Here is a 14,662-nt window from a genome sequence, read left to right on the forward strand (position 1 = left end):
AGCGACCAGAATGTTGTCTATATTTTTAGGGGGTTTTTTTGCTATGCAAAATCATTAAACTTAACTGTGAACTTAGTAAAGGAGGGAGAGAGCATCGATTTTTAAAAGGATAGATAGTATGAAGGGCCTACTTACGAGGATGAGTTTGATGGTATTCGCCATGTCCCTTTTGTTTTGTCTTAACATGGGACAAGGCGGGACAGTGCTGGCCTTCTCCGATACGGAGAAGCATTGGGCCCGGCAGGAAATTCAGAATTGGGTATCCAGCGGCCGGGTACAGGGGTATCCCGATCAAACGTTTCGTCCTGACCGGGTGCTTACGCGTGCAGAAGCGGCGGTGCTGATTAACCGGGCGCTGGGAATCCCGGACGGGCAAGGAGCGGAATCTGCGGCATATCCCGACATGGTCCAAGACCGGTGGGATTGGGAACCCCTCACGGCAGCGGTTGCAGCCGGATACATACGCGGCTATGACGATGGCACGTTGGGGGCAGAGCGGGCGGTAAGCCGCCAGGAAATGGCCGTTATGCTGACGAGACTCGTGCGGTTGCACGGTCATGAGGCGGATGTTCCTTCCTTCGCGGACCCGCTGCCCGGCTGGAGCAGAGAAGCGATTAGAGACGCCGTGGGAGCGGGTTGGATGCAAGGTTATCCGGACGGCAGCTTCAAGGCCGAAAAAGCGCTTACCCGCGCGGAGGCCGTTGTGATTCTTAGCCGCTTCATGCAATCGGAGGGAACGATATACGGAGAGGTTCGTTATATTAAAAGCGGAACCTACGGCCCCGAGGCAGGCCGACGAACAATCCAAGGCAACGTGATCGCGGACGCTGACGGAATAACCTTGCAGAACTTGACGATCACCGGCGATCTGACGCTGACGGAGCGGATCGGTGAAGGGGAGGCCTTACTTCGCGGCGTTGTGGTGAAGGGCGAGCTTTTCGTGCAGGAAGGCGGGGAAAGCTCCATCGTCCTTCAGGATACGGAAATCCGTGAACTGCGCATCGATAAAAAAGGGAATGCGGCCCGCGTTGCGGCAAAGGGGAGTACCTCCGTCGATGAGACTCATCTTCAAACTTCCGCTCTTTTGGAGGAGGAACGTTTAACGGGCCCCGGTTTCAAGCAGGTATGGATGCCTAGCGATTTGAAAGCGGACAGCCTGGTCCGGCTTCGCGGACATTTCGATACGGTCACCGTTCGGTCTGCCGGTGGCCGGATGAAGCTCGAGCGAGGCAGCATCGGGCGGCTGGACATTTTGCCGGAATCAAGGGACACGTCCATTTTCCTTGAGACGGGGTCCCAGGTGGAGCAGGCCGGAATCGCAGGCCCTGCGGCTTTTGGCGGACAAGGAAAGATAAGCTACGCCGAAATCGGGACATCCGGCATCCAATTTGAACGCAATCCGGACCGGGTCAGCTGCCTGTCCGGAATCAATCATTCATTATGCAGGTCCTATACAGAAAGCTCAGCCTCGCCCCCTGGTACTTCCGGCGGTCAAACTCCTGGAAGTGAGGAAAAGCCGGTAACAGTCACTGCACTCGTATACGAGCCGAAACAGGTCGTGTTGACTGCTCCCGGTCATCTGGCTCAATTGAAGCTTGAGGCCAGGTGGAGCGATGGAAGGACAACAGACGTGACACGGACTGCGGAATGGTCCACCGATAATCCGGCAATTGCCGTCGTTAACGGAACGGGCCTCGTTACGGAAGCGGGTGAAGGACATACGGTCGTCCAAGCTATATATAAAGGCCATACGGTCCGAATTCCGGTGGAAGTGGCCTACCGGACGACACCGCCATCACCGACCGTCACGGAACTGGTCTACGAGCCGAAGTCTGTTTGGTTAAGCTCGCCGGGCGAGCAGGCGCAGCTTCAGCTGTCGGCCAGATGGAGCGATGGGACGCTTGAGGATATCGTTAACGAAGCGCAATGGCGCTCGCTGGATCCGAAAGTAGCCACCGTTAACGACAGCGGATTGATCAAGGCTGCCGGAGAAGGAGCCACGCAGATTGAGGCGGTTTACAAAGGTGTAACCGCAATAATCCCCGTAAATGTGACGTTCTCTAACGTCATCGTGGATGCGTTCTCGGTAACGGCTTCGATTAGCCATGCATCTCCGGTCGTCGGGTCATCCAATAATCTCGTGCTGACCGTGAAGCGATCGGACGGAAGCGTTGACACAAGCTTTAACGGCACGAAGAAGGTAGCCTTGAACATAAGCGGGCCTGCGCGCGGATCCATATATGGTTACGGTTACTTGAACAAGGAGCAGATGATGAATCCTGCCCACGAATCCGAAATTGCATTCGTGGATGGAGTCTCGACCTCCGATCTCGTACTGTTCAAATCTGATCCGCACTCGATTTCTTTCACGGTAGAGGATGTGAAAGTTCCGGAGGCGAGACTAACCATAACACCGGCCCCGCAGGAGGCTGTTCGAGTCATTGTAAGCCAGATGGAAAAGAAGGGAACGGCCCGATCTGGCAAATTGTTTTTAAATCTTGTCGTCGATCTCTTGGATCCGTATGATAACAAGGCTGCGGGCATGAACAAAAAAGTGAAAGTATCCGTAAAAAAATCCGGTACGGGCAGTCCTGATTTGGTAGGAACAGATGAGGTGTCCTCCGTCAATGGTCAAGCGATCTTCCACGATTTATATGGCTGGGGAACCGGGACATTAATTCTGAACATCACGGCGGAAGGCTTGCCTGACTTTGAGGCGTATCCCATTACGATTCAGGCCCCGTTCAAAGGAAGCGGCAACGCTGCCGACCCTTACCGGGTCGATTCGGCAGACTTGCTGGATGAGGTCCGTTATTACCCGGAAGCTTCATTTCAGCAGACGAAGGATATCGATTTATCATCCTACTCCGCAGGGGAAGGATGGGCCCCGATTGGGGAAGGGCGCTTGGACGATGGATCGCTAACCTATCATTCGTTTAAAGGAACGTACGACGGCGGCGGTTATGCTATCCGTCACTTAACGATCAAGAATCAGCGCGGCTGGCTCGGATTATTCGGCCATACCCAAAATGCCCGGTTTAAGAATATCCATCTAAAAGACTTGCAAGTGGAAGGAATCTTTTATGCCGGCGGCTTAATCGGCGAGGCGTGGGACAGTTCCATTATGAACAGCAGCGTGGAAGGGAATGTTAGCGGGACTAGCGCTTTCGGGGGATTGGTCGGTTATGCCCGCGAAACCGTGATAGCCGGCTCTTCGGCGAAGGTGCAGTTGACGGCAACCCAAGCTTCATCGGACGTGAGACTGACGGTCGTCGGTTATATCGGAGGCCTGGCCGGGGGGATGGAATACGGAACCGTCACCGATTCTTTCGCCTCGGGCTCATTAATCACGGATGATGAGGAGTATGATGCCGGAGTTGGCGGCTTGGTCGGATTCTTTGCCGGACATAGTATAAATTACAAGGGAACGATAGACCGGTCTTATGCCGAATTCGACATTCGCATGAAGCGGGGCACCAGGGTTGGCGGATTGGCTGGGGTAAACTATGGCAGTACGCTTACCGACACGTATGCCAGAGGGAGCATCCATATCGATTCACCGCTGGCTCGAGACGGAGTAGGCGGACTTGTCGGCCAGCAGGAAAACGGCATCACTCGCAACTCATACGCCGCCGTTGAGATATTAACGGATCCGACTGAACATACCGGTGGCCTCGTCGGTCTCTCCATCGGTAATTCGGAATATTTCTCTTCCTATTACGATAGTGAGGTTTCCGGGCAAAACGATACAGGGAAAGGCTCTCCGCTCAGTACCCTGAACATGAGGAAGAAGATAAGCTATGAATCGTGGGACTTCTTGAATACCTGGTTGCTGAACGAAGGCTGCGGCTATCCGTATCTTTCCTGGCAAAAAGATGCAGCCGACTCGGCCTGCTTTCAAGTCAAACTGCTGGAGGAAGGCGAGAAAACCGAAGGCAAGCTGTTTGAGCTGCTGATCACCGGAGCAAAGAATGCTTCCGATGAATCTTTAAAGGGGTATCATATAGTCGAGGTCTATCTAAGCACAAATCCTTATAAGCCTATTCTGTCCAGTCAAGTCGAGCCTTTCGTGGACGGGGAGCGGAAGGTTAGCTTGGCCGTCCATGAATCCGGAAAAGTCTCCCTTGTTGTCAAAATTCGCAATGTCAGGGGATACCGCACCTTGGATGTCGAGCTTGGCCCGCATCCCTTCGATGGAGGAAAGGGCTCTCAAGACAATCCATTTTTGATCAGCAAGGGGGAACAACTTGATCTTCTCCGAGATTATACGCGATCCTATTTTAAAATGACCGCTGACATTGACCTGGATGCACCACCATATAATACAGGTGCAGGATGGCGGCCGATCGGAGTCATGGCACAACCGTTTTATGGCGGCCTGGATGGAGACGGCCACACGATCCATGGCTTAACGATTCGTAATACGGACAATGCTCCGGCGGGCTTGTTCGGCATTATTCAAGGAGCGAATATTCGCAACCTGCATTTGGACAAAGTGAATATTACGACGTCCGCTCCGGAAGCGGGCGGTCTGGTAGGCATCCTTTATTACGGTCATATCGAAAACGTATCCGTACAGGGAGTCATTGCTTCAACGGCTCGTTCTGTGGGGGCCTTGAGCGGGGTTATGTTCGGGAGTGCCAAAAACATTGCCATTAATGCGGACGTATCGGGCTTGTATACTGTTGGAGGCATAGCCGGGGTCCTTGAAGTCGGTAGGAGCATCGAAAACGCCTCTGTCAAAGGTAGCGTCGAAGCAACTTCAGTGGGAGCGGGCGGGATAGCCGGCAACGCGATGCCGAACAGCGTCATCCTGAACTCCTATTCGTTAGCTAACGTGACAGCATCTAGCAAGACTGGTGGCATCGCCGGCACTGCCCATGGGACGATCCAAAAATGCTATGCGGCTGGTGCGATCCAGGGGAATTCTGCAATAGGCGGCATTTCCAGCAATACTAATGAAGGTATTACAGATTGCTACTTTGATATCGGGACAACCGGCTTAAATACTTCGGGCGGTGGCGAGCCCAAGACGACAGAAGAGATGAAGAAGCAAACCACCTTCGTAAACTGGGATTTTAACAAGGTATGGAAGATCGAGGAGGGCGTGGGTTACCCGACATTACGGTGGCCCAATCCTTAATTGCGGGGCTAAAATACATGGAAGAATAGGTTAAGAAGTTGAATTTCTAACAACCACTGATCAGAAATGAATCGGTGGTTTTTTTAATCGGAGGATCGGTAACGTTTCTGGTCCAGATCTTTTTTAATGCAATGGTTGTGCTCATTTCTTAGGGGAGCGGGAGCGCGGGCATGCGCATTCCATACTTCGATGAGTATCGAATAAAACCCGGTTTATAATGTATTGTATACAAGGACTACACAAGAAGATAACGGGCGAGGAGAGCGTAGAAATGGAAAGGACAATATCGCTTCAAAAGGTTATCGATTTTAAAGAGCTTCACTCGAATTTCTTTATTTTGCCCAATGCATGGGATGCGGCGGTTGCTAAAATTTTCGAGCAATGCGGCTTCAAAGCGATAGGCACGACCAGTGCAGGCATCGCCGTTTCCCACGGATATGCGGACCGGAACATGCCATTTGATACGATGCTGGCTGCGGTCCGTAAGATCGTTCGGGCCGTCGACATTCCGGTTACCGTGGATATGGAAGACGGCTATGGGGAGACTCCGGAGGAAGTTGCGGAGTCGGTTAGACAGGTGATCGAGGCAGGCGCGGCGGGAATCAACCTCGAAGACAGCAGCATAGATCCACAAGCACCGCTGTATGATATTCCGGTTCAGCAAGAAAAAATAGCCGCCATCCGGCAGCTTGGGGATCGTATAGGATTTCCTATCTTTATCAATGCCCGGACCGATCCATATTGGATCAAGCATGTGCCTCCTTCCGGAAGGCTCGAAGAAACGGTCAAACGGGCACATGCCTACCAGGAAGCGGGGGCAGATTGTATTTTCGTCCCCGGAATCAGGGGAATGTTAGACATCTGGACACTCCGCAAAGAAATAAGCGGCCCGATAAATGTATTGGCCGGACCCGGGCTGCCTCCCGCACAGGATCTTGAGGCACTAGGGATCCAGCGTATTAGCACTGGCTCAGGACCTTTTCGCGCGGCGTTGACGCTACTGCACCGCATCGGCCAAGATATATTGGAAGGGGGCACCTTTGAGCAAATGACCTCGAATGTACTTTCTTATGATGATTTATCCCAGCTCCGATAAAGCTTCTTCATAAACTACCGCAGTCGATAAACTCCCAAAGGATTTCTAGAGGACAAGAATATAGTCTTAAGAAAAGACTTATTGATGTCCTGTCGGAATTAATAAAATTTCATCAAGTGTAATAACGTTCCTGACGTTAGCTGTCAGGGACGTTATATTATAATAGGCTATATCAATTGTGATTGGAGTGTTATTGGATGCAAACAAAAAAAGTTTATCTTTATGTATTTAATACAATGTCAGACTGGGAATATGGATATTTAATCGCTGAATTAAACTCAGGAAGATATTTCAAAAAAGAATTAGCACCTTTAAAAGTAGTTACAGTGGGAGCTAATAAAGAAATTATTACCACGATGGGAGGACTGAGCATAAAACCAGATATTTCCCTTGGTGACTGTATTCTTGAAAGTAAAGATCTTTTAATTTTACCCGGAGGGAATACTTGGGGAGAAGATATCCATCAACCTATCTTGAAAAAAATTGGCGAAGCTTTAAAGCTTGGCACTATTGTTGCTGCAATTTGTGGTGCAACTGAGGGTCTAGCAAATAATGGGTACCTGGATTCTAGAAAACATACAAGCAATGACTTAGAGTATATTAAAATGGTCTGTCCTAATTATAAAGGAGAAAAATTTTACGAGATGGGACCTGCAGTTTCTGGTGAGAATTTGGTTACTGCATCAGGAGTGGCTCCCCTGGAATTTGCGATGGAAGTACTGAAAAAATTAGATGTATTTGCACCAGATACATTGCAATCATGGTATAACCTAAATAAGACCCATCAACCTGAATACTTCTTCCAGTTAATGAATTCAATAAATAGATGAGCTAAAAAATCAACTTAGCAGTTTTATATGATTTTAAATAATTACCATGCTTTAGACGATGTCAAAGCATGGTTTTTGTATTTTTTAATCTTATTGAACAAATAACGTTGAACAGACCGTCCGAGACTACATTACTTACTTTAACTAAAACTCGAATTCAAACGAAACTAAATTACCAGTCGCCGATGGATCTTAGGCGACTGGCAGCTTAATCTTGCAAGGTGTTTTGATCCCTGTCTCGCATATGGGGGTCAGTCCCAATACTTTTTTTAATGTTTCGGAATGCGCAGCCTCATCCAAGCTATACTCCCTAACGTTACGAAATAACGGCTACGCCGCTAGTTGGCTTCTTCGGTTTATCGTACGTCAGATGGCTCGTCCACGGCTTTCAGTTTATCGTTCAGGACACTATCCTCAAGCACGCTGAATTTGTCTCCGTATACTTTCGTGATATGTTTTTCACCCCATGCACAGAGCATATCCAGAATTCCGCTCAAACTCTTGCCGTAATCGCTCAGCTCATATTCCACTTTGGGCGGCACTTGGTTATAGATCATGCGATTGATTACGCCATCTTCCTCCAGCTCCCGCAGCTGCTGCGTCAACATTTTTTGCGTGATTTGCGGCATGAGACGCTTCAGTTCGCTCGTTCGTTTTCGGCCATGGGTCAAGTGACACAGGATCACGCATTTCCACTTCCCTCCGATCACTTCCAATGTTGCTTCGACGGCTATGTTGTATTTCTTCGCTTGCATATACATCCTCCCATTTCTGATAGGCACTAAAAAGTACCTAGGGCACTGTCAGGTACCTACATTACAAAAAAGTACGTTCTTCACACAATACATGATATAGATCATAATAGCATTTGCCGGCTGGATTAAACCATACTCAATATTTTTACAATATACAAGCAAGAGAATAGGATAGGGGGAAAAATGAACACCATGATCATAGATAAAAAAAGAAGTTTGCTTGCGCTGTTGGCGCTTGCCGTCAGTGCCTTCGCTATCGGAACAACAGAATTTATTAGTGTAGGGCTGCTTCCGTTGATTGCGGAGGATATGAATATTTCCGTAACGACCGCCGGATTAACCGTTTCGATGTATGCTTTGGGCGTTACCTTCGGTGCGCCGATCCTTACGTCGCTAACATCCAGGATGTCACGGAAAACCTTGCTGCTCTGGATTATGATCATTTTTATCGTCGGTAACAGCTTGGCAGCGGCTGCAACTTCCATTGGCGTCCTGCTTGCAGCACGCGTGCTTTCGGCCTTTTCCCATGGGGTATTCATGTCGATCGGCTCGATCATTGCCGCAAGCGTAGTACCTGAAAACCGCAGAGCATCTGCGATTTCCATTATGTTTACGGGCCTTACGGTTGCTACGGTCACCGGCGTTCCGCTCGGAACGTTTATCGGCCAGCAGTGGGGCTGGAGACTTGCTTTTGTCGCTATTGTTGTAGTCGGTATCGTTGCGCTGATTGCGAATAGTATCCTAGTCCCTTCGGACTTGCCTAAGGGAGAACGCACTTCATTCCGTGACCAGGCTAAATTGGTGACAAACGGCAGATTGCTGCTCATGCTCCTGATTACTGCTCTCGGTTATGGCGGGACCTTCGTTGTCTTCACTTATTTATCCCCATTGCTTCAGGATATAACAGGCTTCAAGGAAAATACGGTGGCCGTCATCCTGCTTGCCTATGGGATTGCCATTGCGGTCGGTAACGTGATCGGCGGAAAGGCGGCCAATCGCAACCCGCTTAAAGCCTTGCTCTACATGTTTATAGCCCAAGCCTTGGTGCTGGTTACACTTACGTTTACCGCACCGTTTCAAGCGGCGGGACTCATCACGATTATTCTCATGGGATTCCTGGCTTTCATGAATGTGCCGGGATTGCAGGTTTATGTCGTGATGCTGGCCGAGCGGTTTGCACCCGGGGCCGTGAATATGGCGTCCGCGCTTAACATTGCCGCATTTAATGCCGGCATCGCCATCGGCGCTTTTCTGGGCGGCTTGATCACGAATTCCATGGGGCTGATTCATACGGCTTGGATCGGCGCGCTGATGGTACTCGGCGCGGTCGTACTCACGGGTTGGAGCTTGAAGCTGGAACGAAAAGATTCGAAGAATCCGGATAAGCGGGATACGCAAGCGGCTTGAATTATTAGTTTATGATGAAGGGAGGTGATATCTAAGCGTTTCATCGGAAATACTGCAAACAGGTTCTACTTTTTCACAACCAAAAAAACGTTCGGAGGTTTATCAATATGACAGCAAAACACTTACAAGATACAACCACTTTATATAATGGCGTCAATATGCCTTGGTTTGGACTAGGCGTATTTAAAGTTGAAGAAGGACCGGAGCTGGTGAATGCCGTACGAACGGCCATTCAGCATGGCTATCGGAGCGTGGACACCGCTGCCATATACGGCAATGAAGAGGGCGTCGGGCAGGGCATTCGCGAAGGCTTGGCAGCTGCCGGATTAAAGAGAGAAGATCTGTTCGTCACATCCAAAGTGTGGAATGCCGACCTGGGTTATGAACCGACTTTGAAGGCCTACGAGGAAAGCCTCCGGAAACTGGATTTGGAATATTTGGACTTGTACCTTATACACTGGCCGGTTGAAGGAAAATATATAGAGGCGTGGAAGGCCCTCGAAACGTTGTACAAGCAAGGACGCGTGAAAGCCATTGGCGTGAGCAATTTCCAAATCCATCATCTGGAGAAGTTAATGAAGGAAACGGAAATCAAACCGATGGTAAACCAGGTGGAATATCATCCCCGATTAACGCAAAAAGAATTGCAGGCGTACTGCCAGGAGAATGGAATTCAGCTCGAGGCTTGGTCTCCCTTAATGCAAGGACAGCTGCTGGATCAGGAGGACCTTCTGAGCATTGCGAAGAAGCATCATAAATCCATCGCCCAAATTATTCTTCGCTGGGATATACAGAACGGCGTGGTGACGATTCCGAAATCGACCAAAGAGCATCGGATCATCGAGAATGCGAATATTTTTGATTTTGAATTGTCCGATGAGGAGATGCAGCGCATCGACGGCTTGAATCAGGATCACAGAGTGGGACCGGATCCGGACAATTTTGATTTCTAAGAAATCCGTGTTTACGGCAAAAATAGAAGTGTAATGAATATTGCGGCTCTCCTGCACTTCCTGCAGCGCGACGGGGAACGGGAGGGTCCATTCCTACATATCGGAAGGAGATCGTCATGAATTTGGATTTGCAGGGAAAAGTCGCATTGGTCACAGGCTCGACATCGGGCATTGGCAAGGCGATTGCCATGTCGCTTGCAGCCGAGGGAGCCTCGGTCATTATTAACGGAAGACATGAGGATAAGGTAAAACAGACGATAGACGACATTCACTCCAAGCATCCTGATGCCGAGCTGCGTTATGTCGTGGCGGATCTCGGAACAGAGGAGGGCTGCCATCAGGTCAGGGAAGCCGCTCCGGTCGTTGATATTCTAATCAACAACTTAGGAATCTTCGAGCCTGCCGAGTTCTTCGATATACCGGATGAGGAGTGGTTCAAGTTCTTCGAGACGAACATTATGAGCGGTGTCCGGCTGACCAGGCACTATTTGAAGAACATGATCAACCGCAACGAAGGACGAATTATTTTTATCGCGAGCGAAGCAGCCGTCATGCCGTCCCAGGAGATGGCGCATTACAGCGCAACCAAGACGATGCAGCTGTCCCTTTCCCGGAGCTTGGCCGAATTGACGACAGGGACCCGCGTAACCGTGAATACCGTCATGCCTGGGTCAACCCTTACCGAAGGCGTTGAGAAGATGCTGAATACTTTGTACCCGGATGAGAAGCTTACCATCGAAGAAGCCGAGTTGCGGTTTATGAAGGAAAACCGGCCGACGTCTATCATTCAGAGATTGATTCGACCGGAGGAGATTGCCGATTTTGTAACGTATCTGAGCAGCCCCAAGTCCTCGGCCATCAACGGTTCGGCGCTCCGAATTGATGGGGGCTTGGTACGAAGCGTGTTCTAAGGGAAAAAAGAAATGAGCCGAACCCGAATTCTTTGCCTGGGCGGCTTAGAGATACGAGGCAGCTACCGGTTCGGACTGCCCCGCCTGAACGACTTATCCACGCTGAAGGTAACGCCGTCTGTTAGCTAAGAGCCTCCGGGAGGACGTCTTGCCGGGTATATCGAACCCGTGTCTTACCAATTTATTGAGATGCAGGGCAGCTTTTGTATTATTAGGCTAACCAGAATGATCTGGTTGGCCTTTTTTGACTTTCAGGCAGCGGGCGTACCCTTGCGGGACATGCTCATGGTAATGCCTTTTCCTTATGCTGCTTTTTGATATGCCTGAGACCTGTAGTCGCTGCCGTTGATCGCTATGGAGCATCGTAATATCGATGACGAGTTTTTCATCGGGGTATCGGTATGAAATGACATTGTAGATTGATGCTCCGCTACGTATGCAGGCTGTGTTAACGAGAGCGAAAAATCAGTACGACTCTTTAGAAATTATTAATATTTACCATATTTTTTCTTAAGTTTTCTTCCCTAAACTAAAGGCATCGGGGGAGAGTAACATGGATCAGAATTGAAGTACCAAACTAGATTAGTGAAAGGATGGATCAGGAAAACCATGAAAAACTGGCTCCGTAAGGATGCTTCGGCGGCCATATTCTTTCTTGTGCCCAGCGGCATCGGATTTGCACTCTTTTACCTTATTCCATTTGCCATGGGCGTGTACTATTCCTTTATGAGCCAATCGGTAGACGGCCATTTTGCGGGTCTCGATAATTACGTGGAACTGCTTGGGAGTGCTTCCTTCCGCAAGGCGGCATCCAACACATTACTCTTCAGCGCGGTCAGTGTTCCGCTTATGGTCATGCTGTCGCTCGGGTTAGCGATGCTGCTCCATAAAAATACATATTTTCAAAAATGGCTTCGAACCGCTTACGTCATGCCGCTTGTTGTGCCCGTCGCCTCCATCATCATGATCTGGCAGATGCTATTTGATTGGAACGGCTCCCTGAACGCATGGCTGAACAGCTTTGGATATGGACGCGTGGATTGGATGAAGACGGAATGGGCACGCCTGGTCGTGATCATGGTGTACCTATGGAAGAACATCGGTTACAACGTCATTTTATTCTTGGCCGGGCTGCAGCAAATTCCGAAGGATTACTACGAGACCGCCCGGATTGAAGGGGCTGGCCGCGTGAGGCAATTCCGAAGCGTTACGCTGGTCTATCTGACTTCTTCGATGTTCTTTGTTGTGATTATGTCCATTATCAACTCATTCAAAGTGTTCCGGGAAACGTATCTCATTGCAGGTGATTATCCCCATGACAGCATTTACATGATGCAGCACTATATGAATAATATGTTCATTTCACTCGACATTCAGAAGTTGACCGCGGCGGCATCCTTAATGTTTGCCTGTATTCTGCTGATCGTCCTGGCGCTGTTTGCGATTGAGCGCCGACATCGGCAGTACATGGAATAGGAGGTGGAGCGAAGTTTCGTGCGAGTCGTCCATATATTGAAAAAAAGTGTATTAACATTCGTCATGGGTGTTATCGCCATGATTTTACTATCACCAATTGTGATTACATTCACAAATTCATTAATGACAGAACTGGAGATCCAGATCAATTACGGCCTCATCGGTCAATTGAAAGAAGCGATTCCAGGTAGAGAGGGTTCTTTTGTAAATCTGAAACTGATTCCGGACAAGGTGTCTTTTGCACAGTATGGGAAGGTGTTCATCGACAACCCGAAGTATCTGACGATGTTCTGGAACTCGGTGTTCATGGTGGTACCGATCATTGTGGGACAGACACTCGTCGCAGCACTGGCTGCTTATGCATTCTCCAAACTGAAATTCCGCGGCCGGGATTCAATGTTTTTGGTCTATGTCATGACGATGCTCATGCCGTTCCAAGTCACGCTGGTACCCAACTATATTATGGTCGATAAGCTTGGCATGCTGAATAGTACGGGCGCCATCATTGTTCCTGGCATTTTCGCAGCTTTTGGCGTATTTATGCTCAGACAGTTCATGCTGGACATTCCCTATGCCTACATTGAAGCTGCCAAAATTGACGGTGCCGGACATTTGCGGATTTTTATAACGATGATTGTTCCGATGATCAAGCCGGGATTGGCCGCACTTGTGATCTTGCTGTTCGTTGATTATTGGAACATGGTGGAGCAGCCGCTTATTTTTTTGGACGACCCGTTCAAGCAGCCGCTGTCCATCTTTTTATCCAGGATTAATGATAGCGACCGGGGGATTGCCTTTGCTGCATCCATGCTCTATATGGCCCCGATGGTAATGTTATTTCTGTATGCGGAGTCGTATTTCATCGAGGGCATTCAATTGTCAGGTGTTAAGGGTTAACTTTTCAGGGCGGTTTTTAGGAGGAGAAGAAAGGATATGGAGCTTGGAAAAGGGTTAGCTGACCAAAGACGAAAGCGAATCCTTCAAATCGTGTTCATGGGTTTTATGGGGGTGCTGCTGCTGTTTACCTTGTTCAGTAACACGCTGCAGTCGTTGACCTTGCCCAAGGTGACCACGGAACAGCCGAAACAGGGAGGCATTGAGCTAGCGATCGCGGGAAGCGGAGTACTTCAGCCGATCGCCGAAGCTAAACTATCCAGTTCAAACGACTGGAAGGTTCGGCAGATTCACGTAAAAGAAGGTGAACGTGTTAAGAAGGGACAGAAACTTATCGCTTATGACAACCCAACGGCAAGACAAGAAATCGAACTTGAAGTAACGAATCTGGAAAAGCAAAGGATTGAGCAGCGAAATCTTCAGGATCAGTTTATTCAATCTTCCATTGAGGAGGATGAGCTTAAGCTGCGCAGCGCAAAACGTGAAATTGAAAAAGGGAAACTCGATATTGCTGCGCAAGAACGCAAGATCAACGAGATGAAAGAACGACTGGCAAAAGATCAGATGCTTACCGCTCCCTTCGACGGTATTGTAACGAAGCTGAATGCGGTTGAAGGACTGGCATCTGCGGGCGAGCCGGATGTCATTGTCTCGAATAGCAGCCAAGGCTATAGGTTTGAAGTCGGCGCTGATGCAAAACGCTTGTCAAGCATTGGGATATCCGTTGGTGAGCGGATCGAGGTAGAGGTCCACACAGATAAAGAGCAGCAAGCCAATGTCATGGAAGGTGTAATTGAAGAAATCACCAATGCGGAACCGATGATTGAGGGGGCAACCGAAGGAACGGAGACGGTAACCGTCTCTCAAAAGAGAATTCGTATTAAACTCATCAACGCCAAGCTGAAAGGAGGTGAGCAGGCTCGGATTAACATCGAGAAAAGTTCTCTCGATCAAGGGCTGCTTGTTTCTAATGAAGCTATTCATCAGGACCGGGAAGGCATGTACGTTTTTGTTGTCGTCGAGCAGCCGGGTGCGCTCGGTAATGTCTTTGTTGCACGAAAAGTCAACATTAAGTTCGGCGAGCGGAATGACAAAGAAACGATGATCCAAACGGATAGCATCTATGAACAAGATAAGATCATTCTGAAAAGCAGCGAGCCTCTTCAGGATGGCAACCGGGTTCGTTTGGAATAGTGA

General features: G+C 49.2%; 10 protein-coding genes and 1 pseudogene. 10 read left to right on the forward strand and 1 reads right to left on the reverse strand.

What is annotated here, in order from left to right:
* Positions 1–118: 118 nt before the first annotated feature.
* The 3 genes from XI25_RS01190 to XI25_RS01200 all read left to right on the forward strand — a co-directional run bounded on the left by XI25_RS01190 (position 119) and on the right by XI25_RS01200 (position 7,069).
* Entirely contained in the window at positions 119–5,143 is a 5,025-nt protein-coding gene (locus XI25_RS01190; RefSeq protein ID WP_082112161.1) for an S-layer homology domain-containing protein, read from the forward strand.
* A gap of 271 nt (positions 5,144–5,414) precedes the next feature.
* Complete coding sequence (locus XI25_RS01195; protein ID WP_046676980.1) at positions 5,415–6,239, forward strand: isocitrate lyase/PEP mutase family protein; 825 nt, start codon at positions 5,415–5,417, stop codon at positions 6,237–6,239.
* Between the two features lie 197 nt (positions 6,240–6,436).
* The gene (locus XI25_RS01200) at positions 6,437–7,069 is read left to right on the forward strand and encodes a type 1 glutamine amidotransferase family protein (protein ID WP_046676981.1); all 633 of its coding nucleotides are present in this window, start codon (positions 6,437–6,439) and stop codon (positions 7,067–7,069) included.
* A gap of 356 nt (positions 7,070–7,425) precedes the next feature.
* Here the strand turns inward: XI25_RS01200 and XI25_RS01205 are convergent, their stop codons facing one another.
* A complete protein-coding gene (locus tag XI25_RS01205; RefSeq protein ID WP_046676982.1) occupies positions 7,426–7,824 on the reverse strand; it encodes a winged helix-turn-helix transcriptional regulator in 399 nt (132 codons plus the stop codon).
* A gap of 192 nt (positions 7,825–8,016) precedes the next feature.
* On the opposite strand from XI25_RS01205, the gene XI25_RS01210 reads away from it, so the two are divergent.
* The 7 genes and pseudogenes from XI25_RS01210 to XI25_RS01235 all read left to right on the forward strand — a co-directional run bounded on the left by XI25_RS01210 (position 8,017) and on the right by XI25_RS01235 (position 14,659).
* On the forward strand, positions 8,017–9,231 hold the full coding sequence (locus tag XI25_RS01210; protein WP_046677077.1) for an MFS transporter: 1,215 nt from the start codon (positions 8,017–8,019) through the stop codon (positions 9,229–9,231).
* 107 nt (positions 9,232–9,338) lie between these two features.
* On the forward strand, positions 9,339–10,184 hold the full coding sequence (locus tag XI25_RS01215; RefSeq protein ID WP_046676983.1) for an aldo/keto reductase: 846 nt from the start codon (positions 9,339–9,341) through the stop codon (positions 10,182–10,184).
* Positions 10,185–10,300: 116 nt separating this feature from the next.
* Positions 10,301–11,095, forward strand: coding sequence for an SDR family NAD(P)-dependent oxidoreductase (locus XI25_RS01220; protein ID WP_046676984.1), 795 nt, complete (start codon positions 10,301–10,303; stop codon positions 11,093–11,095).
* A gap of 36 nt (positions 11,096–11,131) precedes the next feature.
* A pseudogene (locus XI25_RS32715) lies at positions 11,132–11,224 on the forward strand (sporulation peptidase YabG); the annotation flags it as partial.
* Between the two features lie 480 nt (positions 11,225–11,704).
* Positions 11,705–12,571: a carbohydrate ABC transporter permease gene (locus XI25_RS01225; protein ID WP_046676985.1), complete on the forward strand. Its 867-nt coding sequence runs from the start codon at positions 11,705–11,707 to the stop codon at positions 12,569–12,571.
* 18 nt (positions 12,572–12,589) lie between these two features.
* Positions 12,590–13,468 carry a carbohydrate ABC transporter permease gene (locus XI25_RS01230; RefSeq protein WP_046676986.1) on the forward strand — a complete coding sequence of 293 codons (879 nt, stop codon included), beginning with the start codon at positions 12,590–12,592 and terminating at the stop codon, positions 13,466–13,468.
* A gap of 36 nt (positions 13,469–13,504) precedes the next feature.
* A complete protein-coding gene (locus tag XI25_RS01235; RefSeq protein WP_046676987.1) occupies positions 13,505–14,659 on the forward strand; it encodes an efflux RND transporter periplasmic adaptor subunit in 1,155 nt (384 codons plus the stop codon).
* The last annotated feature ends 3 nt before the right edge of the window (positions 14,660–14,662 follow it).

It is taken from the genome of Paenibacillus sp. DMB20, assembly GCF_000987955.1.
Taxonomy (GTDB): Bacteria; Bacillota; Bacilli; order Paenibacillales; family Paenibacillaceae; genus Paenibacillus_AQ.